General features: G+C 73.3%; 25 protein-coding genes. 14 read left to right on the top strand and 11 right to left on the bottom strand.

The window, feature by feature from the left end:
* Positions 1-88 precede the first annotated feature (88 nt).
* From OG276_RS01615 to OG276_RS01600, 4 genes are all read left to right on the top strand, one after another.
* Positions 89-1,171, top strand: coding sequence for a GNAT family N-acetyltransferase (locus OG276_RS01615; RefSeq protein ID WP_266901917.1), 1,083 nt, complete (start codon positions 89-91; stop codon positions 1,169-1,171).
* 62 nt (positions 1,172-1,233) lie between these two features.
* The gene (locus OG276_RS01610) at positions 1,234-2,250 is read left to right on the top strand and encodes an isopenicillin N synthase family oxygenase (protein ID WP_266901915.1); all 1,017 of its coding nucleotides are present in this window, start codon (positions 1,234-1,236) and stop codon (positions 2,248-2,250) included.
* Positions 2,251-2,320: 70 nt separating this feature from the next.
* Positions 2,321-2,854 (top strand): GNAT family N-acetyltransferase, encoded by a 534-nt coding sequence (locus OG276_RS01605; RefSeq protein WP_266901913.1) that lies wholly within the window; start codon positions 2,321-2,323, stop codon positions 2,852-2,854.
* Between the two features lie 156 nt (positions 2,855-3,010).
* Positions 3,011-4,168, top strand: a complete 1,158-nt coding sequence (locus tag OG276_RS01600) for a hypothetical protein (protein WP_266901911.1) — start codon at positions 3,011-3,013, stop codon at positions 4,166-4,168.
* 33 nt (positions 4,169-4,201) lie between these two features.
* Here OG276_RS01600 and OG276_RS01595 read toward each other — a convergent pair whose 3' ends face one another.
* Complete coding sequence (locus tag OG276_RS01595) at positions 4,202-4,924, bottom strand: HNH endonuclease family protein (protein WP_266901909.1); 723 nt, start codon at positions 4,922-4,924, stop codon at positions 4,202-4,204.
* Between the two features lie 196 nt (positions 4,925-5,120).
* Complete coding sequence (locus OG276_RS01590) at positions 5,121-5,654, bottom strand: HAD domain-containing protein (RefSeq protein ID WP_266901907.1); 534 nt, start codon at positions 5,652-5,654, stop codon at positions 5,121-5,123.
* Positions 5,655-5,754: 100 nt separating this feature from the next.
* On the opposite strand from OG276_RS01590, the gene OG276_RS01585 reads away from it, so the two are divergent.
* The 5 genes from OG276_RS01585 (at position 5,755) to OG276_RS01565 (ending at position 10,055) form a co-directional block, all read left to right on the top strand.
* The gene (locus tag OG276_RS01585) at positions 5,755-6,582 is read left to right on the top strand and encodes a hypothetical protein (protein ID WP_266901905.1); all 828 of its coding nucleotides are present in this window, start codon (positions 5,755-5,757) and stop codon (positions 6,580-6,582) included.
* A gap of 71 nt (positions 6,583-6,653) precedes the next feature.
* Positions 6,654-6,983, top strand: a complete 330-nt coding sequence (locus OG276_RS01580; RefSeq protein ID WP_266901903.1) for a hypothetical protein — start codon at positions 6,654-6,656, stop codon at positions 6,981-6,983.
* A 104-nt stretch (positions 6,984-7,087) separates the two neighbouring features.
* A complete protein-coding gene (locus OG276_RS01575; RefSeq protein ID WP_266901901.1) occupies positions 7,088-8,449 on the top strand; it encodes an FAD-dependent oxidoreductase in 1,362 nt (453 codons plus the stop codon).
* 240 nt (positions 8,450-8,689) lie between these two features.
* On the top strand, positions 8,690-9,355 hold the full coding sequence (locus OG276_RS01570; RefSeq protein ID WP_266912457.1) for a molybdopterin-dependent oxidoreductase: 666 nt from the start codon (positions 8,690-8,692) through the stop codon (positions 9,353-9,355).
* The gene (locus tag OG276_RS01565; RefSeq protein ID WP_266901899.1) at positions 9,339-10,055 is read left to right on the top strand and encodes a cytochrome b/b6 domain-containing protein; all 717 of its coding nucleotides are present in this window, start codon (positions 9,339-9,341) and stop codon (positions 10,053-10,055) included. Before OG276_RS01570 ends, OG276_RS01565 begins: the two co-directional genes overlap by 17 nt.
* On the opposite strand, the gene OG276_RS01560 is transcribed toward OG276_RS01565, so the two are convergent.
* Entirely contained in the window at positions 10,018-10,491 is a 474-nt protein-coding gene (locus tag OG276_RS01560; RefSeq protein ID WP_266901897.1) for a MarR family winged helix-turn-helix transcriptional regulator, read from the bottom strand. The genes OG276_RS01565 and OG276_RS01560 overlap by 38 nt on opposite strands.
* Before the next feature lie 127 nt (positions 10,492-10,618).
* Between OG276_RS01560 and OG276_RS01555 the strand changes: the two genes are divergently transcribed.
* On the top strand, positions 10,619-11,029 hold the full coding sequence (locus OG276_RS01555) for an organic hydroperoxide resistance protein (protein WP_266901895.1): 411 nt from the start codon (positions 10,619-10,621) through the stop codon (positions 11,027-11,029).
* 57 nt (positions 11,030-11,086) lie between these two features.
* On the opposite strand, the gene alc is transcribed toward OG276_RS01555, so the two are convergent.
* Positions 11,087-12,259, bottom strand: a complete 1,173-nt coding sequence (gene alc / locus OG276_RS01550) for an allantoicase (protein WP_266901893.1) — start codon at positions 12,257-12,259, stop codon at positions 11,087-11,089.
* Positions 12,260-12,517: 258 nt separating this feature from the next.
* Here alc and OG276_RS01545 point away from each other — a divergent pair, with 258 nt between their 5' ends.
* Both OG276_RS01545 and OG276_RS01540 read left to right on the top strand, forming a co-directional pair.
* A complete protein-coding gene (locus tag OG276_RS01545) occupies positions 12,518-13,597 on the top strand; it encodes a hypothetical protein (RefSeq protein ID WP_266901891.1) in 1,080 nt (359 codons plus the stop codon).
* 47 nt (positions 13,598-13,644) lie between these two features.
* Positions 13,645-15,390 (top strand): Ig-like domain-containing protein, encoded by a 1,746-nt coding sequence (locus OG276_RS01540; RefSeq protein ID WP_266901889.1) that lies wholly within the window; start codon positions 13,645-13,647, stop codon positions 15,388-15,390.
* Positions 15,391-15,486: 96 nt separating this feature from the next.
* Here OG276_RS01540 and OG276_RS01535 read toward each other — a convergent pair whose 3' ends face one another.
* Positions 15,487-16,251, bottom strand: a complete 765-nt coding sequence (locus tag OG276_RS01535) for a dienelactone hydrolase family protein (RefSeq protein WP_266901887.1) — start codon at positions 16,249-16,251, stop codon at positions 15,487-15,489.
* A gap of 113 nt (positions 16,252-16,364) precedes the next feature.
* Here OG276_RS01535 and OG276_RS01530 point away from each other — a divergent pair, with 113 nt between their 5' ends.
* Positions 16,365-17,558 carry a cytochrome P450 gene (locus OG276_RS01530; protein WP_266901885.1) on the top strand — a complete coding sequence of 398 codons (1,194 nt, stop codon included), beginning with the start codon at positions 16,365-16,367 and terminating at the stop codon, positions 17,556-17,558.
* A 31-nt stretch (positions 17,559-17,589) separates the two neighbouring features.
* Here the strand turns inward: OG276_RS01530 and OG276_RS01525 are convergent, their stop codons facing one another.
* Entirely contained in the window at positions 17,590-18,174 is a 585-nt protein-coding gene (locus tag OG276_RS01525; protein ID WP_266901883.1) for a YdeI family protein, read from the bottom strand.
* 117 nt (positions 18,175-18,291) lie between these two features.
* On the opposite strand from OG276_RS01525, the gene OG276_RS01520 reads away from it, so the two are divergent.
* The gene (locus tag OG276_RS01520) at positions 18,292-18,642 is read left to right on the top strand and encodes a hypothetical protein (protein ID WP_243332017.1); all 351 of its coding nucleotides are present in this window, start codon (positions 18,292-18,294) and stop codon (positions 18,640-18,642) included.
* A gap of 24 nt (positions 18,643-18,666) precedes the next feature.
* Here OG276_RS01520 and OG276_RS01515 read toward each other — a convergent pair whose 3' ends face one another.
* The 5 genes from OG276_RS01515 to OG276_RS01495 all read right to left on the bottom strand — a co-directional run bounded on the left by OG276_RS01515 (position 18,667) and on the right by OG276_RS01495 (position 22,916).
* Complete coding sequence (locus tag OG276_RS01515) at positions 18,667-18,855, bottom strand: DUF6381 family protein (protein ID WP_250745832.1); 189 nt, start codon at positions 18,853-18,855, stop codon at positions 18,667-18,669.
* Positions 18,856-18,950: 95 nt separating this feature from the next.
* Complete coding sequence (locus OG276_RS01510; RefSeq protein ID WP_266901878.1) at positions 18,951-19,523, bottom strand: HPP family protein; 573 nt, start codon at positions 19,521-19,523, stop codon at positions 18,951-18,953.
* A 265-nt stretch (positions 19,524-19,788) separates the two neighbouring features.
* The gene (locus tag OG276_RS01505) at positions 19,789-20,529 is read right to left on the bottom strand and encodes an NPP1 family protein (protein WP_266912455.1); all 741 of its coding nucleotides are present in this window, start codon (positions 20,527-20,529) and stop codon (positions 19,789-19,791) included.
* 176 nt (positions 20,530-20,705) lie between these two features.
* Positions 20,706-21,998, bottom strand: a complete 1,293-nt coding sequence (locus tag OG276_RS01500; RefSeq protein WP_266901876.1) for a serine hydrolase — start codon at positions 21,996-21,998, stop codon at positions 20,706-20,708.
* Positions 21,999-22,067: 69 nt separating this feature from the next.
* The gene (locus tag OG276_RS01495) at positions 22,068-22,916 is read right to left on the bottom strand and encodes a C40 family peptidase (RefSeq protein WP_266901874.1); all 849 of its coding nucleotides are present in this window, start codon (positions 22,914-22,916) and stop codon (positions 22,068-22,070) included.
* Between the last annotated feature and the right edge of the window lie 7 nt (positions 22,917-22,923).

Genomic DNA, 22,923 nt, shown 5'->3' with positions numbered 1-22,923 from the left:
AGTAGCGTCCCGGCCACGGCGCGGCCGCGCAGGCGCGCCACCGGGGCGCGGATATCCCCTTTCCGGCCACAGCACTAGGGTTTGCCGGATGATGATCTACAAGGGTTCCCCCGCGACCGCCGCCGACATCGAGCTGGCGGTGTCGCTCGCCACCGAAGCACTGGGTGCGGTGGCGCACCGCGACTGGGGCACCCCGGCCGCCGGGCTGGACTGGAGCTGCTACGACACCGCGGTGCACGTGGCCGAGGACCTGGTCTCCTACGCCGCGCAGCTCGCGGTGCGCGCCACCGACACGTGGGTCCCCCTGGAGGTCCGGGCGGACGAGGGAACCACCCCGGCCGGGGTGCTCGACATGATCACCGCCTCCGGCCGCTTCCTGTCCGCCGTCGTGCCCCTCGCCGGACCGGAGGTCCGCGCGTGGCATCCGGCGGGAATGGCCGACGCCGGCGGCTTCGCCGCGATGGGCGTCATCGAGACGCTGCTGCACACCCACGACGTGCTCGGCGGCCTCGGCGTGCACGACTGGCGGCCCGGCCCCGAGCTGCCCGCCCTGGTCCTGGACCGCCTTTTCCCGCACCTCCCGCACGGGGACGCCGACGACTCCTGGCGCACCCTGCTGTGGGCCACCGGCCGGGGCGAACTGCCCGGCCGGTCCCGGCAGACGATCTGGCGCTGGTACTTCGAACCCGTCCGGGCCGAGCGCGTACTGCTCTGTGAGATCAGCCCGAACGTGGCGGCCGACCTGCACGCGGGCGGCACCGGAGGCTTCGTCTGGGCCGAGGACGGACCCGGCGAGGGCACGCGGTACGCCGCCGGCCGGACGGCCGAGGCGCGCGAGGAAGGGACGTACCGGCCGGGCTGGGGCCCGTACGCCATCATCCGGGCCGGCGACCGGCGGGCGATCGGAGGGATGGGCTTCCACGCCGCCCCGGACGCCGACGGCCGCGCCGAGCTGGGCTACGACCTCGTCCCGTCGGCGCGCGGCAACGGCTACGCCACCGAGGCGGCGAAGGCGCTCTCCGGCTGGGCCTTCGCGCAGCCGGGCTGCACCCTGCTGGCGGCCGAGGCGGACGACACCAACGCCCCCTCGCGGGGCGTGCTGCGACGGGCCGGTTTCACGGAGGCGGGCTCCGGGGAAGGCACGGTCCGGTACACCCTGAGCCCGGCCTAGTGCTGCCCGAGAGACGCCCCGGGCCGTGGACGGGCGCCCCGAGCCGGAAAGCAGGTCCCCCCGTGGTGAGTTCGCAGGTCCCCGTGATCGATCTCGGCCCGTGGCGCTCCGGCGGGCCCGAGGCGCGCCGGCAGGTGGCCTCCCGCGTCGATGAGGCGCTCCAAGTGGCCGGGTTCCTGCTGGTGACCGGGCACGGAGTGGATCCGCAGCTGCCGGGGCGGATCCGGGAGGCGGCGCGGACCTTCTTCCGGCTCCCGGCCGCCGCCAAGGCCCCGTACGCCGTCGCGGTCGGCGGCCGCGGCTGGCTCGGCCCGGGCGCCGAGGCCAACAGCTACGCGGAGGGCGCGGCCTCGCCGCCGGACCTCAAGGAATCCTGGTCCTGGGCGGCGGAGGAGCCGACCGGGAACGCCTCGGTGGACGCCGAGTGGTTCCGGTCGAACGCGTGGCCGGCCGAAGTGCCCGCACTGCGACCGCTGGTGGCGGAGTACCTGGCCGCGATGCGGGCCCTCTCCGACGAGTTGCTGGAGCTGCTGGCCGGCGCCCTGGGCCTGGGAGCGGACCATTTCACCCGCCACACCGGCCACCCCACCTGGGGGTTCAACGTCAACTGGTACCCCGGCACCGAGATCGTCGGGCCGCCGCTGCCGGGCCAGTTCCGCATCGGCGCCCACACCGACTTCGGCACCGTCACCGTCCTGGACCGCCAGCAGGGCGCGGGCGGCCTCCAGATCCACACCGACGCCGAGGGCTGGCAGGACGCTCCGTACGATCCGGCCGCGCTCACCGTGAACATCGGGGACCTGATGGCGCGCTGGACGGGCGACCGGTGGCGGGCCGGCCGTCACCGGGTGCTGCCGCCGCCCTCCGACGCGCCCGCCGAGGAGCTGCTCTCGCTCGTCTACTTCTACGAGTGCGATCCGCACACCCGGGTGGAATCCCTCCCGGCGCCGCTGGGACGGATCATGCACGAGCCGGTCGACTCGCACGTCCACCTGCGGGCGCAGCTCGACGCGATCACCGTCCCGGTGGGAGGTCCGGTGGGGGATCCGGTGGCAGGTCAGGCGGTTCCGGAGGCCTAGCGGGGCCCGCCGGTGGCCCGGCGGGGGACCCGATTACGCGATGTCCGGCGCGTTCGGCAGGATGGGAGGCATGACCGAGATCCGCACCCCCCGCCTCCTCCTCCGCCGCTGGTCCGAGGACGACCTCGTCCCCCTGTCGGAGATCCTCGCCGACCCCGAGGTGATGCGCTGGATCGGCGACGGCGAGACCCTCGACATGGAGGAGACCGCCGAGACCATCGAGCGGTGGGAGGACGAGTGGGACGAGGAGGGCTTCGGGATCTTCGCCGTGGAGCTGCTGGCCTCCGGCGAGCTGATCGGAGCCGTCGGCCTCTCCATGCCGTGGTGGCTGCCCGAGGTCCTGCCCGCGGCCGAGATCACCTGGCGGCTCGGCCGATCCTTCTGGGGTCAGGGCTACGGCTCCGAGGCCGCGCACGCCACCCTGGAGTTCGCCCTGCAGGAGCGGGGTCTCGACCGGGTCGTCGCCATCAACCGGGCGGGCAACGACGAGTCCGAGAACGTGATCCGCAAGCTGGGCATGACCGCGGAGAAGGACATCAACCACCCGGAGACCCACGCGCTCCTCAACCTCCACGGGATCGACCTGACGGAGTACGAGGGCTGATCCGCCCCTGCCGGGCGCGTCCCCGCATCGACCGATCGGCCGACCCCGCTGTCGGCCGCCGGGCCGAGCGGCGAGGCGGCCCCGCGAGGTGAGGATGGGTACGGGGGAGCGGGCGCACCACCGGCCCCGCCCCCGGAACCGAGAGGGGCCACGCCCATGCCGCAGCACGACCGCCCGCACCCGCGCCGCCGCGTACGGGGAACCCGTACCGCCCTCGCGGCCCTCGCCGCAGCCCTGCTGCTGGGGGCCTGCTCCACCCCCGGGGCGCCTCCGGCCGCCGCCCCCGCGGCCTCCCCGCTTCCGACGGCCGCGACCACTCCGGGCGGCACCCTCCTGGTCGCCGACTTCGGGGCCGACACCGTCACCTTCGTGGACCCGCGGCGCGGCGCGGTCGGCTCGGTGCCGGTCGGCAGGGCCCCGTACGGCCTGGCGGTCGGCGCGGACGGCCGGGCCTGGGTGGCCACGGCCGAGGGGGTCGCCGTCGTGGACACGCGGACGCGGACCCGGCTGGCCCTGATCCCGTACCGCACCACCGGCACCGGGCCCGTGACCGACGGCGAGTACCGGGGCGGCGGCATGGGCATCGCGCTCTCGCCTGACGGCGCGCACGCGTACGTCGGGGTCAACGTGCCCGGGACCACCGGCGTGCTGGAGGTCGTCGACACGGCGAAGAGCGCGGTCACGGCAGTGGTCCCGGTGGGGCGGCGGCCCTTCGACGTGGACGTCTCGCCCGACGGCTCACAGGTGTACGTCACCGGCCACGACTCCTTCGACGTCACCGTCGTGCCGGTCGGATCCGGCGGCCCTGCCGGATCGGCGCCGCCGCGCCGCATCGAGGTCGCCCCGTACGGGACGGAGGGCGGGCTCGGTTCCTGGCTGAAGCCGCACTACGCCGTCGTACGGCCGGCGGACGGGATGCTGCTGCTCCCCTTCGAGGGCGAGCGGCTCGCGGTGGTGGATCCGAAGACGGGCCGCACCACGGTGGAGGAGATGACCGCCGACACGCACCAGCACGGGGCCGCGGTCACGGCGGACGGCCGGCTGCTGGTGGTCGGGACGGGGGCGGTGGAACCGGGCGAGGGCAAGGGGCCCTCCCTCACGGTCCGCTCCCCGGACGGCTCGGAGCGGGTGTACCCGCTGGACGGGCCGCACGAGGACGTGGCCGTGTCCCGGGACGGGCGGACGGCCTACGTCACCGGGGGCTTCACCCGCGACGGCTACTGGAACGGCATCACGGTCGTGGACCTCGACAGCGGGGACAGCCGACGGCTCGCGGCGGGGTCGCGTCCCCTGGGCATCGCGGTCCTGGGGTGAACGGTCGCGAGGTGAACGGTCGGGTGAGCGGCGTCAGCCCGCGCACGTGTCCAGCATGGTGGAGAGCATCTTCTTCTCGGGCTCGGTGACGGTCAGGCCGTACGTGGACTTGACCGTCGTCCAGGCCCGCCCGTACTGGCACCAGGACGCCTTCGACGGCGGCTGCCACAGATCGGGGCTCTGGTCGCCCTTGGATCGGTTCGAGGAGGCGGTCACCGCCAGCAGTTGAGGGCGCGTCAGATCGTTCGCGAAGGCCTTGCGCTTCGCGGCGTCCCAGCCGGCCGCACCGGAGCGCCAGCCTTCGGCGAGGGGCACCATGTGGTCGATGTCGATCTTCTTGGCCTCGGTGACCACGACCCCGTCGTACAGGCTCGTCCAGGTGCCGGACACGGCCTTGCACTCGGAGTCGCGGGTGACGTTCGCGCCGTCCCGCTGGAGGATGACCTCACGGGTGTCGCACTTGTCGCCCTGCTCCGCCCAGTGCGTGAACTTGTCCCGGCTGTAGCCGGACATGGTTCCCGGCGCGGCCACCTTCAGCGCGGCCAGCTGGGTACGGGCCACCGAGGCGCCGACCATGCCGGGAAGGACGTCGCCGGAGGGGGGCTTCCCGTCGGCGGGAGCGGATGACGTGGGGGGTGTGGCGCCGCCCGGCTTCGGGTCGTCGCCGGGACCCGCCCCGGTCCCGCCGCCCGCCCCGGAACAGCCGGCGGCGGCCAGCAGCAGCACGGCCGCCAGTACCGCACCGGGCACACGCATCTGACGCTCCATGACCCCACCCCGAACCCGCCGCACTCTGTGTCCCGGGAAGACTACCCATGCCGGACGGGCGTCGATGCCAGGCATGTTGGCCCGGCGTGCGGCGAACGCTCTCCGGGAGTGCGCCCGGTGACGTGTCGCGGCGGTCGGCGATGGGCGGCCGGTTCAGGGGAGGGGCGGAGGCCGCCGCCCGTGCTCAGGAGGTGTGGGCGCGCAGCCAGATGTCGAGGGCGGCGAAGTCGCGCTCGCCAAGGCCGACTTGGGGGTCGACGCGGTGGAGGAGGGCCGGGCCGGGGTGGTGGGCGGACACCCAACGGCGGTCCGCGTCGCCGATCTCGTCGTCGACCCAAGCGAACGCCCGGCCCGCGGCCCACGCGACGAGGCCGGCGGTCTTCCAGTGGGTGCCGCTCCGGAGGTCCCCGGCCGAGGGTTCGGGCCAGTCCGCCACCGGCAGGTCCGGCAGCCCGAGCCGAGGGGCGACGCAGGCGTTGGCGTCGTCCATCCAGGTCGTGGCCCAGACGAGCTCGCACGGCAGAGCGGCGAGTCGCGGCCCGAGGGCGGGATCGAGCCGGGAGAGGAGGGGGTGCCCGTCGGCCCCGGCCGGCGCGCCGGGGGACTCGTAGGCCGGGTAGCTCCGCGCGGACCCGAAGGGGATGAGGGGTCCGTCCACGTCGAGGAAGAGGACGGGCCGCGCCGCGAGGGGGATCGGGGGAGCCGGAGGGTTCGTCATGCGGCACAGCGATACCAGCTCCCCGGATCTGCGGGAACGGCGGCCCCGAGGGAACCGGGCCCCGCGCGGAGCCCTCTACACGGGCGGAGGGGGAGAAGACATGACGACGACTGAGGTATCCCGGACCGGACGGACGGCCCTGGCAGGGCTGGCGGTACTCCTGTGCGCCGGACTCGCGGCCTGCGGCACCGTACGGGCCGGGGAGGCGGCCGGGCCCGCCGCTCCCGTGGCGGCTCCCGGCCCGGAGCGCTGCGATCTGTACGGGACGACGGGTACGGACGCGGGCGCGGGCGGCGCCACTGCCGCGCCCGACGTCCCGACGGAGGAGCGGACGGGCGGATACGCGGACCCGCCGACGGACGAGGAGACGGGCGGTTACGCCGGTCCCCCGACCGATGAGGAGACGGGCGGATATGCCGGTCCCCCGACCGATGAGGAGACGGGCGCCTACGCCGGCCCGCCCACGGACGAGGAGACGGGCGGTTACGCCGGCCCTCCGACCGATCAGGAGACGGGCGGCCCTGCCGGTCCGCCCACGGATCAGGACTCCGGCGCGCCCGACCCGCCCACCGACGGCAGCTCCGGACCCGGCCGCGCCACCAATGGCGCGGGTCCGTGCGGCGCGGCCGGGTGGTTCGACATGAAGCGGGACTTCGTCGCCTATTACGCGCGGCACCGCACGGACGAGGACACGTTCATTCCCGCGGACGGCATGGGCGAGGTGCTCGTCCGCAAGGAGCGCGGGAGGGGCGTCGCGGAGGTGACCTTCACCACCCGCTCGGTGGGCAAGGGCCGCGGCGACGACGCCCGCAGGGTGGTACGGGTCTTCGCGGCCTGGCGGCACGAGGTGTACGGGGGCACGGATGCGGGCAACGTCACGGTTCGTACGCGCGGGGAGTTCCCCGTGACCGTCACCGACACCTGGTGACCCCGGGCGGGCTCCGCCCGCAAGGCCCGTTCACCACGATCCCCGAATCAGGAAGCAGAGGCAGAACCGCCGTGACCGACGACGCCGCCAACGAACCGCACATCCCCTCCGACGCGGAGCGCGCGGCCCGCGCCCGGGTGCGGGAGCAGGCCACCGGCCTGACCCACCACCAGACCCAGGAGGCGCTCGAAGCCGCCGAGGCCGCCGCCGTGGAGGCCTCGGGCGACCTGGAGGGCGCCGACGCCGCGACCCGTGCCGCCGTCGCGGAATGGCGGCGCATCACGGAGTTGCTCTTCGACCACGGTGGTCCGTACTCGCCCGATACGGACGCTTTCGTCCAGGGGCAGCTCACGGCCCGCGAGGCCCACGCCGACTCCAAGCAGAGCTTGGGGAAGTCATAAGGCCGGGTTATGGGGGCATAACCCAGGGGTGGGTGCCGGGTTAGGCTGCCCTTAGCTTAGGGTTCCCTTGATCGAGTCTTTCGTCGTTCGAAGGGAACCCAGCCATGCCTCGCCCCCTGCGGGTAGCAATCGTCGGTGCCGGCCCCGCCGGCATCTACGCCGCCGACGCCCTGCTGAAGTCCGAGGCGGCCTCCGAGCCGGGTGTGTCCATCGACATCTTCGAGCGGATGCCGGCCCCCTTCGGCCTGATCCGCTACGGCGTCGCTCCCGACCACCCCCGCATCAAGGGCATCATCACCGCCCTGCACCAGGTGCTCGACAAGCCGCAGGTCCGTCTCTTCGGCAACGTCGACTACCCGAACGACATCGGCCTCGACGAGCTGCGCTCCTTCTACGACGCCGTGATCTTCTCCACCGGCGCCACCGCGGACCGCGCGCTCACCATCCCGGGCGTCGACCTCGACGGCTCCTACGGCGCCGCCGACTTCGTCTCCTGGTACGACGGCCACCCCGACGTGCCGCGCACCTGGCCGCTGGAGGCCGAGAAGGTCGCCGTCCTCGGCGTCGGCAACGTGGCCCTCGACGTGGCCCGGATCCTCGCCAAGACCGCCGACGAGCTGCTGCCGACCGAGATCCCGGCGAACGTCTACGACGGCCTCAAGGCCAACAAGGCCCTCGAAGTCCACGTCTTCGGCCGCCGCGGCCCCGCGCAGGCCAAGTTCAGCCCCATGGAGCTGCGCGAGCTGGACCACTCGCCGAACATCGAGGTCATCGTCAACCCCGAGGACATCGACTACGACGAGGGTTCGATCACCACCCGCCGCTCCAACAAGCAGGCGGACATGGTCGCCAAGACCCTGGAGAACTGGGCGATCCGCGACATAGGCGAGCGCCCGCACAAGCTCTTCCTGCACTTCTTCGAGTCGCCCACCGAGATCCTCGGCGAGGACGGCAAGGTCGTGGGCCTGCGCACCGAGCGCACCGAGCTCGACGGCACCGGCAATGTCAAGGGCACCGGCACGTTCACCGACTGGGACGTCCAGTCCGTCTACCGCGCCGTCGGCTACCTCTCCGACGAGCTGCCCAAGCTGCCGTGGGACGTCGACTCCGGCACGGTTCCGGACGAGGGCGGCCGCGTCATCGAAGCCGGCGCGCACCTGGCGTCCACGTACGTCACCGGCTGGATCCGCCGCGGGCCCATCGGCCTGATCGGCCACACCAAGGGCGACGCCAACGAGACGGTCGCGAACCTGCTCGCCGACCACGCGGACGGCCGCCTGCTGACGCCGGCCGCTCCCGAGCCGGAGGCGGTGGAGACCTTCCTCGCGCAGAAGGAGGTCCGCTTCACGACGTGGGAGGGCTGGTACAAGCTCGACGCCGCCGAGAAGGCGCTGGGCGAGCCGCAGGGCCGCGAGCGCGTGAAGCTCGTCGAGCGCGAGGACATGCTCAAGGCGAGCGGGGCCTAGTCGGGTCCCCCCGCGGTACGGCCGGTCCCGCCTGGCGCGGGACCGGCCGTACGGCTGTGCGGGCTTGGGCGTGCGGGCGCGTCTTACGGAAGTCTGACGGGCGGGCCCGGACCCTGGCCGCCGGGGCGGTGCAGGTGGTCGAATCGGCACGTGAGCACAGCAGATCAGCAAACCGGCCCCGACCCCGCTCCCGACCCCGACGGCCTCGGTGCCCCCGTGGGCCGGCGGGTTCTCCTCGGCATGGTGGGGCTCGGCGCCCTCGGGCTGGCCCTCGCGCCGAAGCTCCAGTCGGGGTTCGACGCCGTACTGGGCGCGGCCGCGAGCAAGGACCCCACCGGGCTCACCGGACTGCTGCCGGGTGGCGGTGGGTTCCGGTACTACTCGGTCGCCTCCTCGGTCCCCGAACGCGGCCCGGCCGACTACCGGCTGACCGTCGACGGCCTGGTCGAGCGCCCGGCCGCGTACACCCTCGACGCACTACGGGCCCTGCCGCAGACCCGGATCGTCCGCGACGTCCAGTGCGTGACGGGCTGGCGCGTCCCCGCGACCCCCTTCGAGGGCATCCCGCTCTTCCGGCTCCTGGACGCCGCCGGGGTCCGTCCCGAGGCCCGCGCGATCCGTTTCACCTGCTTCGACGGCACCTACACCGAGAGCCTCACGCTCCCGCAGGCCCGCCGCGAGGACGTCATGGTCGCCCTGAAGATGCAGGACAAGCCCCTCAGCCACGCCCACGGGGGTCCGGCCCGCCTCTACGCGGCTCCCATGTACTTCTACAAGTCGGCGAAATGGCTGTCGGGCATCACCCTCACCCGGGACGTGCAGCCCGGCTACTGGGAGGAACTCGGCTACGACGTCGACGCCTGGGTCGGCAAGTCGAACGGACGCGACGATGCCCCGACCGTCTGAACTCCCGGCCGGAGCGGCCGCGGATCCCGGAGCCGAACATCCCGCCCGCGTCGGCCGGTTCGGCCCCGCCGCACGACTGGTCCACCTGGCCACCGCCCTCCTGACCGGGGTGTGTCTGGCGACCGCCGCCTGCCTCTACCTGCCGCCCCTCGCCGAACTCGTCGGCCGCCGCCACCTCGTGGTGACCGTCCACGAGTGGTCCGGACTGCTGATCCCGGCCCCCGCCCTGCTGGGGCTCGGCTCCCGGGCCTTCCGCGGGGACCTGCGCCGGTTGAACCGCTTCGGCCCGCACGACCGCACCTGGCTGCGCTCCGCCCTGCGCCGCGACCACCGGCCCGGTGCGCGCCCGGCGGGCAAGTTCAACGCCGGGCAGAAGCTCTACGCGAGCTGGAGCGCCGGTGCCGCCCTCGTGATGCTCGGCACCGGTCTGCTGATGTGGTTCACCGGGCTGACGCCGCTGCCCTGGCGGACCGGGGCCACCTTCGTCCACGACTGGCTGGCCCTCGCGATGACCGTGGCCGTCGTGGGCCACGTCGTGATGGCCCTCGGCGATCCGGAGGCCCGGCGCGGCATGCGCACGGGCTCGGTGGCCGCCGACTGGGCCCGGCGCGAGCACCCCCTGTGGCGCCCGGACGGATCATCCGCCGAGCGGGCCGTACGGCCTACTCCGGCGGAACCGCCGCGTCCAGGGCGGCGGTGAGCCGCCGCAGGCGGTCCTGAAGCTCCCTGATCTCGCCGAGCTCGAAGCCGGTCGCGACCGCGATGCGCCGCGGCACCTCGACGGCCCGGGCGCGCAGGGCCGTACCGGCCTCGGTGGGGCGTACGTGCACGGACCGTTCGTCGGCGGCGCTGCGCTCGCGCACGAGCAGGCCCGCCGCTTCCAGCCGCTTGAGGAGGGGGGAGAGCGTGCCCGAGTCGAGCCGCAGGTGCTGCCCGAGCTGTTTGACCGGCATCTCGCCGTGCTCCCACAGCACCAGCATCACCAGGTACTGGGGGTAGGTGAGCCCGAGGTCCTTCAGGACGACGCGGTAGAGCCCGCCGAAGGCGCGGTTCGCGGCGCCGAGGGCGAAGCAGATCTGGCCGTCGAGGCGCAGGAAGTCCTGGTCGGGGAGGGCGTCGGTCGGTTGCTCGGTCATGGGGGCCAGTGTACCCGGGGTGTCGTGTCGGCAACTAAATTGTGCACAACTGAATTGTGTGCCATATTGATGGAGCGAGGTCGTCGGTCGACGGCCCCGCCTCCGCCCCTTGAGAGGAACCCCCGAGATGGACGCGATCTACACCGCTGTCGCCACCGCCAACGGCCGCGAAGGCCGCGCCGTCAGCTCCGACGGTCAGATCGACCTGGCGCTGGCCATGCCGCCGGCCCTCGGCGGCAACGGTCTGGGCACCAACCCCGAGCAGCTCTTCGCGGCCGGGTATGCCGCCTGCTTCGCCAGCGCCCTCGGGCTGGTCGGCCGCCAGGCCAAGGTCGACACCAGTGAGATCTCGGTGACCTCGGAGGTCTCCATCGGCAAGGACGGCGCGGGCTTCGGGCTGGCCGTCGTCCTGCGCGTGGAGCTCCCCGAGAACCTGATGGGCGAGACCGGCACCCTGCTGGTCAAGCAGGCGCACGAGGTCTGCCCCTACTCCCGTGCCACGCGCGGCAACATCCCCGTCGAGCTCGTCGTCGAGTAGTCCGGTGATCGAGGGCGGCGGCTCCGGGTGGTATCCCGGGGCCGCCGCCCTCTGCCGTCAGAGCTCCGTCGGCGCCGCCCCTGCCGTCCCTGCCGTCCCTGCCGTCCCTGCCGCCCGCGCCGCGCGGGCCGTGAGGGCGGCCGCTCCTGCGTCGGTGAGGCGGCCGTGCAGGCGCAGGCGGGCGAATCCCCCGTCCGGGTAGACGTCGATCCGGGCGTGCGTGGCCAGGACCGGCGCGGCGAGGGGGAGCCGGTGCGGGCTGTCGGGCTCCAGCCGGGTGCGCGGGATGACCTGCGTCCATGCGCCGTCCGCGCCGTCCTTGACGGACAGCGACACCCAGCCGGCCGCGTTTCCCTTCAAGTTCGCGGTGTCCACCTCCACCGCTCGGATCTCGCACTGCCCGGCCAGCCGGTACGCGATCCAGTCGTTCCCCTTGTCGCGGCGCCGGCGCGTCTCCCAGCCGTCGTCCTGCTTCTGCGACAGCCCGGGCATGATCGTGTTCCCGGGGGAGGAGTAGAAGCCGTCCGAGGCCTCCTCCACGACCCCGCCGTTGACCACGCAGGCCACGTCCACCGTGCCGAGCAGGGCCAGCCACTCCGGATCGGGCAGGACCTCACCGTGCACCCGCAGCCGCGCGATGCCGCCGTCGGGGTGCTGGTTGATCCGCAGGTGCGTCCAGCGGCGCCCGGACGCGACCGTGAACCCGTTCGCGGCGTGGCCGCGCACCGGAGTGCGGGGCACGATCTCCTCCCAGGCGTCCGCCCGTTCGAGGAGCTCGGCGGTCGAGGGCGTCCCTTCGAAGGCGGCCGCCCACACGCTGACCTGCTGCGGGTGGTTGCCGCGGAAGTGTGCGGTGTCGACGACGATCCCGCGGATGACACCGGGGGAGCCGAGGCGGATCAGCGCCCAGTCGTGATCGGAGTCCGTCGGGAACGGCTCGTCCGCGCCCGCCCCGCGCCGCCGCCGGGTCTCCCAACCGTCCATCACCTTGCCCTTGTTGCCGTAGTCGTGCACGTCGAAGACGGCCGGGGTGCGGAGCAGGAGGTTCTCCCGCTCGGCGAAGAACTCGTCGTTGGTGGCGATGACCCCCGCGCCGAGCCGCCGGTCGGCGAGGTCGGTCAGGTGGGAGAACTCGAAGGTGCCGCCCCGGTAGTCGGCGTACGGGTCGCCCGACACGTAGGGCGCGGCGGCGAAGTCGGTGGTCGAGGAGTCGGTGGTCGGGAGCTGCATGCGCGGAAGCCTGCTTTCCGTTGTGGAGAAAGGGAGTTGGGGCTTGGGGGGATGCCTCGACTCTCGCCCACCGGGATTGCTCAGGTCCATCGATTGTTTTCGATCATTCCCTTCAGAAGAACTGAAAGGTGCAGGCGGAGGGGTCGGTCTGGATAAACCCCTTATCTGCTAGGTGAGACAGCTCGTTCCCACTGTAGATGCTCGCCAAAAGGACTGTTACAGTCCGCATGCGCGACTCTGGATGAGGGAGAAAAATACATGCCAAAGACAGTTCTGCGGCGCGCCGTCGCAGGAAAGTCACTGGTCATCGGCACCCTGCTGGCCCTTCTGGTGCCGGGATCGGCCTACGCCAACACCGTCGGTGTGACGGTGAAGACTCCGGGGGCCACCTCCGGGCCCGCATCGGCCTTCTCCGAGATCTCCACCCACGCGGACTGCTCCTCGGGGCTCATATCCGGTGGCGGGATCAACCAGGCCATCGGCACCGGGACGTCCTCCAACGGCAACAAGGTGAACGGCACTTCGCCCAGCCCCGACGGCAGCACCGAGTACACCGGCTCCACCGGCGTCGTCGGCACCGACGTGACGCACTGGCTCGGCATCGGCGGCAGCGGGGGAGCGGTCAACGCCTCGTTCTCCAGCACCCCTTACGCCATGTGCTTCACCAGTAACCTCATCAACCACACCCAGGTGGTGATGAACAAGGTCGCCGGCCCCACCGCGTCCTCCACGGTGGGCCTCGTCACCGCCACCTGCCCGGCCAACACCCGCCTCCTCGGCGGCGGCGCCCGGATCACCCCGGCCGACGTCGGCAGCCTGAAGCCGATCGCGTCCTTCCCCACCTTCAACGACGCCGGGCACGCCTACGGCCAGAAGGCGGCGGCCGACGGCGAGACGAACCCCGACTCCTGGACCGCGGTCGGCTGGAACGGCGGAGGCGGCGGCACCGGCAACACGACGTACGCCTACGCGATCTGCAGCGGCAACAACATCGACATCAGCGGCGCCACGGTCAAGGTCCGCTACAGCGAGGTCAGCGGCCCGACCGCGGCCACGTCGGGCCAGACCGCGACGGTCGGCTGCGGCGGCGACGACGGCAAGCTGATCAGCGGTGGAGCGGCCATCAGCGGCGGCAGCGTGACGACCACCGCCTTCACCGGACCGGGCTCGCCGGGCGACCACCTCAACGGCAGCTACCCCAGCACCTCCGGCGGCACCCTGGTCGGCGACGGGACCACCACGGCCGCCTACTGGACGGCCTACACCCACACCGGCGGCGGAAGCTCCCCCAACACCTACACCGAAGCCTGGGCGCTGTGCGCCGACGACGGCGTCTGAGCGGCATGAGGGACCCCCGCCCCATCACCACCACACCGATCAGGACCATGACCCGCATCAGATCCCACTCCCTCCCCGCCTCCCGGACCGCACTCGTCCTCGGAGCGGCCGCACTCCTCGCCGCCCTGGTGGTACCCCTCACCGCGGCCGCCGACCCGGCGGACGCGTCGTCCGGCCCCTGCGGCCCGGCGGGCGTCTTCACCAGCGCGCCGCCCACCTGTACGTACGCCACCGCGGGCACGGACGTCTTCACCGTGCCCGCCGGGGTCAGCCTCCTCACCGTCGACCTCTACGGAGCCGAGGGCGGCAGCGCGGCCGGATTCGTCACCCCGAACCCCCCGAACGAGGGAGCACCCGGTGGCCTCGGCGGCCTGACCCGCGCGAACCTGGCCGTCACCGCCGGCCAGACGATCCAGCTCACCCGGGGAGGCGTCGGCAGCTCCGGCACCTCCCGGCGCGGTGAGTACGCCCGGCCCGGCGGCTTCGGCCACGGCACCGGCGGTGGCGGCGCCCACGGTGGCGGCGGCTCCGGCGGCGGCGCCTCCGACCTGCGCACCGGCGACTTCGGCCCGGCCGGCCGGATCCTGGTCGCCGGCGGCGGAGGCGGCGCCGGCAACGGCGGCCCGCTGCTGCGCGGCGGCCACGGCGGCGGGCCCGCCGGGGAGAACGGCGGCGAGGGCGGCGGCCCCGAGGGATCCGGCGCCGGGGGCACCGGCGGAACCCAGACCCAGCACGGCACCGGCACCCGTACCAACCCGATCGGCGCAGGGGGAGGCAACGCGAGCGACATCGACCAGCACACCGGCCAGCCCAACCCCGGCTCCGGCGGCACCGGGGGCAACGGCGGCCGCGGCGGCAACGGCGGCGGAGGCGGTGGCGGCGGCTGGCGCGGCGGTGGCGGCGGCTCCGGCGGCGGCAACCCCGGCAACCTCTACGGAGCGGGCGGCGGTGGCGGCAGCGGCTACGCGGCCGGGGCCGAGCTCGGTGTCTCCGAGGCCTCCCTGCAGTCGGGCGTCCAGCACGGCGACGGCAAGGCCGTCGTCTCCTTCCGCTACGGGACGTCGACCACCCTCACCACGGACACCACCACACCGCTGTTCGGGCATGCCGTCGCCCTGACCGCGACCGTGACGGGCTCCGAGAACCAGGCCGCCGCCCCGGGCGGCAGCGTCACCTTCTCGGAGGGGACGACCCCGCTCGCCACCGTCGCACTCGACGGGGGACAGGCCCGCTTCACCACGAGCGCCCTGCGCCCCGGCACCCACCGGATCAGCGCCACGTACGCCCCGGACGCCGACCACACGGGCAGCTCCACCGGTGAACCGGCCGAGATCACCGTCGGATTCAGCCGGCCCTGCATCACGACCGACCACGGGGGGCCGCTGACCGTGGCGGCCGGGGAATCGCTCTGCATCGCCTCCGGCGGAAGCCAGAGCGGTCCGCTCACCGTCCGGCCCGGCGGCGCGCTGTCCGTGTCGGACGGCCGCGTCACCGGTCCGTTCTCCGCCGACGGGGCGCTGGCCGTGTCCCTCTGCGGATCCACGCTGACCGGCCCGGTCGGCGTACGGAACACCAGCGGTTCCGTGGTGATCGGCTCCGCCGGGGACGCGGGCGCGGCCCCGGTCTGCTCCGGCAACGCGTTCACCGGTCCGGTCACCCTGGCAGCCAACACCGGAGGCGTCGAGCTCTCGGGCGCCCAGGTCTTCGGACCGCTGCGCTGCGAGGCCAACGAACCGGCGCCGCGCGTCACCGGTACCACCGTCGTCGGACCCCGGTCCGGCCAGTGCCGGTGACCGCGGCCGCGTAGCGCCGCAGCCACATCGCACCACAGCTCGTAGCACCACAGCCCGTGGCACCGCGGGCCCGGCAGCACGCCGGGCCCGCGGCGCTCAGAACGTCCGGTCCAGCAGCGCGAACAGCGCGGACCAGTGCCGCTCGTCCGAGGCCACGTCGTAGGAGCTCGTGTCGGCCAGGGTGTAGCCGTGCGCGGCGCCCTCGTAGACCTCCGCCCGGTGACGGACGCCCGCCGCGGAGAGGGCCTTGTCCAGCCGGTCGACCTCCTCGGCCGGCAGCGTCGGATCCTGGTCCGCGTGGCCGAAGTACAGCTCGGCGGTGACCCGGTGCGCCACCAGGTGCGGACTGTCCGCCGCGTCCGTGGCCAGGAACCCGCCGTGGAAACCGGCCGCGGCCGCCACCCGCTGCGGGTACGTGCCCGCCGTGAGCAGGGCCAGCCGGGCGCCCAGGCAGTACCCCGTGATCGCCACGGGCCCGGCGGCGACCTCCGGGAGGCCCGCGAGCCGCTCCAGATAGGCCTCGGCATCGCGCATCGCCAGCTCGGCGGTCAGCGAGTCCAGGACCGGGCCGACCCGGTCGAAGAGCTCGGGCTGCCGGACGAAGTCCACGAACTCCGGAAGCTCGAACACCGGTGCGCGCCCGTGGCGGTAGAAGAGGTTGGGCATCAGGACGACGTAGCCGGCCGCCGCGATCCGGTCCGCCACCGACTTGATGTGCGGGCGGATCCCCAGGGCGTTCACGTACAGCAGTACCCCGGGGTACGTGCCTTCGCCGTCGGGCCGGGCCAGATAGGCATCGGCGGTGCCGTCCCGAGTGACGACGTCAACCGTCGTCCGGACTACCTCGCATGCGGTCGTCATGGCCGTCCCCCTCTTTCGTATGGAAGGCCGCAGACTACCGTGATCGGGCTCTTGTCCCGGGGTGTCCGGAAACCGCCCTCACCCGTCCCCAACTGGGGGCGTACCGTGGTCCGATGCCAGTAGTGGACATCAGTGCCAGCGCGGAAGAGTTCGATGCCGACCCGTATGCGTTCTACGAGAGGATGCGTGCGGCGGGGCCCGTCCACCGGATCGTCCTCGCCCCCGACGAGGCCGAGCCGAGCTGGATGATCGTCGGGCACGAGGAAGCGCGCCGCGCCCTCAACCACCCGGCCCTGTCCAAGGACTGGCGCGCCTCGGGCAACTTCCCGGACGCCCAGCTCAATGCCGTGAACTCCAACATGCTGGAATCCGACCCGCCCCACCACACCCGGCTGCGGCGCCTGGTCGCACGGGAGTTCACCGCGCGCCGGATGGAGGGCATGCGGGCGCGCGTCCAGGAGATCACCGACGAGCTGCTCGACGCGATGGCCGCCGGGCCGCAGCGCGGCGGCGACCTGATCGACTCCCTGGCCTTCCCGCTCCCGATGACCGTGATCTGCGAGCTCCTCGGCGTCCCCGACTTGGACCGGGCCCGGTTCCGGTACTGGTCCAACGAGATCGTCGCCCCCACCTCGGGCGACTCGAACAGCACCGCGCACCGGGAGCTGGGGATCTACCTCGCGGAGCTCATCGAGGCCAAGGCCAAGGAACCCGGCGAGGACCTGCTCAGCGCGCTGATCCGGACCAGCGACGAGGACGGCGACTCGCTGTCCTCGAACGAGGTCATCGGAATGGCCTTCCTGCTGCTGGTCGCGGGCCACGAGACCACCGTCAACCTCATCTCCAACGGCGTACGGGCCCTGCTCGCCCACCCGGAACAACTGGCCGCACTGCGCAGTGACTTGGACGGACTGCTCGACGGGGCGGTCGAGGAGATGCTCCGCTACGACGGCCCCGTGCAGCACACCACGTACCGCTACGCCCGCGAAGCCCTGGACCTGGGCGGCACCACCATCCCGGCCGGGGCCACCGTGCTGGTCTCCCTGGCCGGCGCCGACCGCGACCCGGCGCGCTTCGCGGACCCCGCGGTGTTCGACATCGGCCGCGCCCCGCAGGGGCACCTGGCCTTCGGTCACGGGCTCCACTTCTGCATCGGAGCTCCGCTGGCGCGGATGGAGGGCCGCATCGCCATCCGCTCCCTGCTCGAACGCTTCCCCGACCTGGCCGAGGACCCGGAGGCCGGCCCGCCGGCCTGGCTGCCGGGCAGCCTGATGCACGGGGTGAGCCGCCTGCCGCTCCGCTGGTAGCCCCGGCGGCCGGGCCGGGCCCGGCCCGGGTTCAGCCGGCGGCGCCGCGCGCCAGGAGGCGTACGGCCAGCTCCAGGCGGGCCCGGCGGGTCTCCGCGGTGAGGGCCTGGAGGAGGGGCAGTGCGACGAGGTAGCGCCCGGTCCGGTCCAGGGCCTCGAAGGCCGCCCGGGCCACCGGGTCCTGAGCCAGGGCCGCCGTCAGGTCGGGCGGCACCTCCGCCGTCCGCTGGGAGGCGTAGGCCCCCGACCAGCGGCCGTCCTCCTGCGCCTTGCGCACCTCGGCGAGGCCCGGTTCGCGCATGCGGCCCAGGGCCGTCAGCTCGGTCACCTTGTCGACATTGACCTGCGACCACAGGCTCCGGGGCCGGCGCGGCACGTACTTCTGCAGGTAGTACCGCTCGTCCAGGGAGCGGCGCTGCCCGGAGATCCAGCCGTAGCACAGCCCGATGTCGACCAGCTCGTCCGCGGACACGGAAGGGATCCCGGAGGCCTTCTTCGCCAGCTTGACCCACACGCCCTCGTGCCGGGCGTGGTGTCCGGCCAGCCAGCCCTCGAAGGCCCGGGCATCGGCGAACGCGATGACTGCCACGCCGTCCAGCTCGTCCAGCTCGTCCATGCGGGCCAGATTAGTGCCCGCCCCCCGGAGCGGAGCGGGTGCCCGGCTGCGGGATAATGATCGCCGGTGCGGCCCGGTTCGCGCCGGACAGCGCAGCGACCCGAGATGGAGCCCCCGATGGACGTACGCCACTTCGAGCGGATCACCGCCTTCATCGAGGCGCGGCTCACCCCGCTCTTCGCCGAGGAGACGGGCAGCGAGAACGGCTTCGGGATGGACGACACCTCCCGCGCCCTGCGCGCCCTGCGCAACGCCGCACTGGAGGCCTCGGTGGCCAAGGGGCTCATCGAGCAGCGGGAGACGGCCGAGCCGGCGGTCCGCCGGGTCATCGACCAGGCGGTGGAGCACCACTGGGACGTGCTGCGCGGCATCGCCCGCCAGTGGGAGGACCACGCCGACTTCGTCCGCGAGTTCAAGCGCCACGCGTGGGAGCTCGACGAGGCCCCCGCGGCGGCCGTGGCCCCGTAGGACCCTTGCCGGGACCCGGCGGCCCTACCGCAGGTCCATGCCCGGGTCGTCGATGACGCGCTCCTGCTCGCTCTGCTCGCGCAGGCGGCGCGCCTTGTCCCGCAGCCGGCGGCTCTCGTCGGGGTCGGTCGAGCGGGTGGCGGCCTCGTCGAGTTCCTGCGCCTTGTCGCGCAGCTGCCGGGACCGGCCGTGGGATTCGCCTGCACTCATGATCACTCCTGGGCGCTGTGGGGGGACGCCGGGCGGACTTCAGCGAACCAGCAGTACACCCGGAGCGCATCTCGAACCACCCGCGCGGTGACGCACGGTCACCACCAGTACGCGGGGTACCTCGGCGCCTTGCGGCGCACGCGGGAGGCGGCGTACCCGGTCAGGACGATCAGGACGGTCGATCCGAACAGCAGCGGGACGAACCGGGCCGCCGCCGGGGTCTGCAGCACGACCACCACGGCGGTGGCGCAGGCGGGTGAATGCGGGGTGCGCGCGGCCATGACCAGCGCCAGCGTGACACCGGCGGCCACGGCGGCCCCCCAAGCGCTGCTGCCGGCCACGGCCAGCACGCCGTAGCCGACGGCCGCCCCCACCATGTGGCCGATGACCACCCCGCGCGGCTGCGCCAGCGGCAGCGTGGGCGCACTGTGCACGAGGGCGGCGCTGGCGGCCAGCGGGGGTATGAGGATCGGCTCGTGGATCATGGCTCCGATCGCCACGAGCCACAGCAGGACCACGGTGGCGGCGCTGATGCTGTGGATCGCGGCGGCGGCCGTGGGCCGGGCCGGGGCCCGGCCGCCGATCTTCCGGCGGCGGGGTCCCCCCGAGGCTTCGATCCCGGGGGAGCCGGAGGCGTCGGGGGACGGAGCGGGGTGGAGCGCGGTACTCATGGCGGCAGGTTTCCGGGCAGGGCGGCCGTCGGCCGGGCAGGGGCGGTACGGGGCGGACGGGGCGGCGTCACGGCGGCGGTGCGCGTGGCGCGCCCGCACGGGGGCGGCCGGGCCGCGCGGTGCGGGCATGCCGTGATCGACGGCCGACCGACCTCGCGCCTCCCCGGGTGGCGGGGCGGCGCATTCCGGACATGACCCTATCCGGAGCCCTTCCGGCACCCGCCCCCGGGTCCACCCGGCGGTGCGCGCCCGGGTCAGGCGGCCGTCACGCGTTGGGGTCGAAGGGGATCCCGGCCGGTTTGGCCTTGGCCAGGTGGCCGTTGAACTGGCCGTCCTTGATTCCGAGCAGGGCACTGCCGAAATCGGCCTGGCTCAGCTTGTCGCGCAGCCCGGCGGGGTAGCCGTTCCAGCCGACCAGCGTGGGGTACTGCCAGGTCCCCTTGTGGTTCTCCGGCGGCTCGTCGTTGGAGTTCGCGGCGCGGAAGCAGTGCGTGCTCCAGCCGTCCTTGTGGTAGACGATCTTCGGGTGCGTGCCGTCGAAACGGATCTGCGAGGCGGCGTGCACCTTGAAGTTCCCGTGCTCCGAGGTGGAGACGTAGCCGACCTGGTCGTTCTGGATCCACACCACGACGTGCTCCCAGTCGTGCCGGTGCCCGGCGCTGCCGGGGCCGAGCGAGACCTGGTCCTTCTCGAAGTAGAGCGCGTACATGACGGCGCACCAGCCGTTGTTGCACTTCGCGCGGGAGTAGCCGTTGGTGTTGTTCAGGTCGGAGAGGTCGCGGCAGTTGCCGTTGACGTCGCCGCCCATCTTCAGGCCCCCGTTGAGGGTGCCGTCCGGACCGATGGCGGGGCTGGAGTAGCAGCCGTCGCGGTCGTAGTCGTACGCCGGCTGGAAGGTCTGCTCCAGCCCGTCCGCGTTGGCGGGCAGGGCCGGGGGCGGAGCCGCGTACGCGACCCCCGGTACGGCGAGGACCAGCGTCGCGGCCCCCGCCGAGACGGCGAGCATCCTGCGGGCCCGCCGGCCCGGCCCCCTGCGGGAACGTTTCACGGACGGTGCGTCGGGCATCGTGTCCTCCTCATCGGTCACACGGGCAACGCCCGTGTGGGAATGCGGAGTTCAGCTTTCCCGGCTCCCGCCCCCAGGCCAAGGGGCGGGAGCCGCCCGATGTCCGGGAATCACCGTCAGCGGTTCTCCGGGAGGTCCGCCTCCGCCGCGGCCGGGGCGAACGCGAAACCGCGCGCGGTGGCCGGACCGGCGACCGCGGCCGGTGCCTTACCGCAGAAGGCGGCCTCCAGCGTGCCGCCGAGGGCGGTGTTGGCCTGACCCCGGTTGGAGGTGTTCGCCATGGCGGAGAGGGAGCTCTTGCCGTCGCGGGTGGTGAACGCGTAGGTGTAGAAGCCCTGCACCGTGCCCGTGTGCCCGTAGACCTGCGCACCGCACGAGAGGTCGTAGCGGCGCAGCCCCAGCCCGTAGAACCGGGTGTTGGTGGCGTCGGTCGGGGTCACGGTGAGCATGGCGTCCAGCGTGCCCGGGCGCAGCAGCTTCCCGCCGAGCAGGGAGGACATGAAGGTGCTGAGGTCGGCCGCGCTGGAGATCATCGCGCCCGCCGACTGCGCCCAGGAGACGGTCTGTTCGGTGGAGTCGACCAGCGGGGCACCGGCCTCGTCCGGGTGGAGGTAGCCGTTGGCGTGCAGCCCCTTGATGGCCGTGTTGGGGTGCACGTAGGAGGTGTTCTTCAGCTTGAGGGGCTTGATGATGCGGCGCTCGTACTCCTTGGCCACCGGCCTTCCGGTGGCCTTCTCGATGAGCATCCCCACCACGACGAAGTTGGTGTTCGAGTACTTGTACGCGACCCCGGGCTCGGTGGTCCTCGGCTCGGCGAGCGAGAGGCCGACGAGCTCCTTGTAGGTGAACACCTTGTTCCGGACGGCCTCGAAGCCGGGCACCGTGTGCTCGAACATCGCGTTCGTGTAGTCCGCCAGGCCGCTCCGGTGGGTGAGCAGGTGGCGCACCGTGATCCGGTCGTCGGGCAGCAGGCCCGGAAGGTAGGAGTTGACCGGCCGGTCCAGCTCGATCCGCCCCTCGTCCACCAGTTGGAGGAGGACGACCGAGGAGAACGTCTTGGTGACGCTGCCGATGCGGAAGCGGGCCCGCGTGTCCATCGCCGCGCCCGAGCTCCGGTCCCGTACGCCCTCCACCCGGGACCGGACGCCGTCCGGACCGGTGAAGCGGGCCATCGCGCCGGGAGCTCCGGCCGCCGTCGTATTGCGCAACGCCTGTGTCAGCGCCTCCAGATCGGGCGCCGCGGCCGGCTGGACGGGAGCCTCGACGACGGAGCCGGACGCGGGCGCCGCGTGGGCGGCGGTGGCGGGCAGCGTACCGCCGGCCACGACGGCGAGCAGGGCCGCGCCGACGGCCAGGCGCCGTGAGCGGGAGAGCGGCGGGACGGTGGACAGGGAGGGGGACGGACGCACGTTGCTCCTCGATGGGGCCGAATCGGCCGGGGTGGGGGGTTTGCGGGCTGTTCCAGACTTTACGGATGATCATCGGCAGGTGGGAACGTTTTCCAGCCAAGCCGCACCGCGGACGTAAATGTTCGTCACCCACGCCCGGTAGTCCGGAAGATAGGACCAGGCGTCATTGGTGTAGCCGTCCGAGGTCACCGACTCCGCGTGCTTCTGGCATTCCACTCGGATCGTCGTCGGCCCGGGGAAGGCGTAGACGCGCGCGGCAGCCGTGGCCGGGCGCTCCTTGGTCCAGACGCCGGCGCCCCAGGTCTGGAACACGTGTCCGGTGACCGGGCCGGTGTCCACGCGGACGGCCCCGTAATAGCCGTTCGACAGCCGGGCGTCGGTGACCTCGCTGACCATCAGCTTGGTACCCGACTGCCGGGCCTCCGCCATCTTGCCCGCCCCGAGGTAGAGGGCGATGTGGTGCAGGTCCCGGGAGGTCCCCCACACCAGCAGGTCACCGGGGAGCAGCGGCGCGAGCCCCTGGGCGGCGGTGAAGCGCGCGGCCGCGCGGTGCGTGTAGTACTGCGCACTGGCCACCCCGTCGAGCGGGTCCGAGCCGGTGGCCCGCGCATAGGCGTGGCGGACGAGTCCCGAACAGTCGAAGCCGAGCCGTTCGGGATCGTGCTCGCTCGCCGGATCGGTGGGGTCCACCTGCCCGTACGTGGCACCGGGCGTCGGGCCGTGACCACCGCCCCAGGTGTACCAGACCCCCTTTCCCACCTCCTCGCAGGCGGCGGCGACGGCACGCTCGGCCGCCGCCGAGGCCCCGGGGGCCAGGACCCGGCAACCGCTGTCGGCGGCCGCCGGGGCGGCGGGGGTGGAGAGGAGCACGGCCAGGAGCGCGAGGAGCGTTCCGATGAGACCTGTTCGGCGCAGCACGATGGGA

The sequence above is a fragment of the Streptomyces sp. NBC_00086 genome, assembly GCF_026343255.1.
Taxonomy (GTDB): domain Bacteria; phylum Actinomycetota; class Actinomycetes; order Streptomycetales; family Streptomycetaceae; genus Streptomyces.
This window is presented reverse-complemented; position numbering and strand designations above follow the sequence as displayed.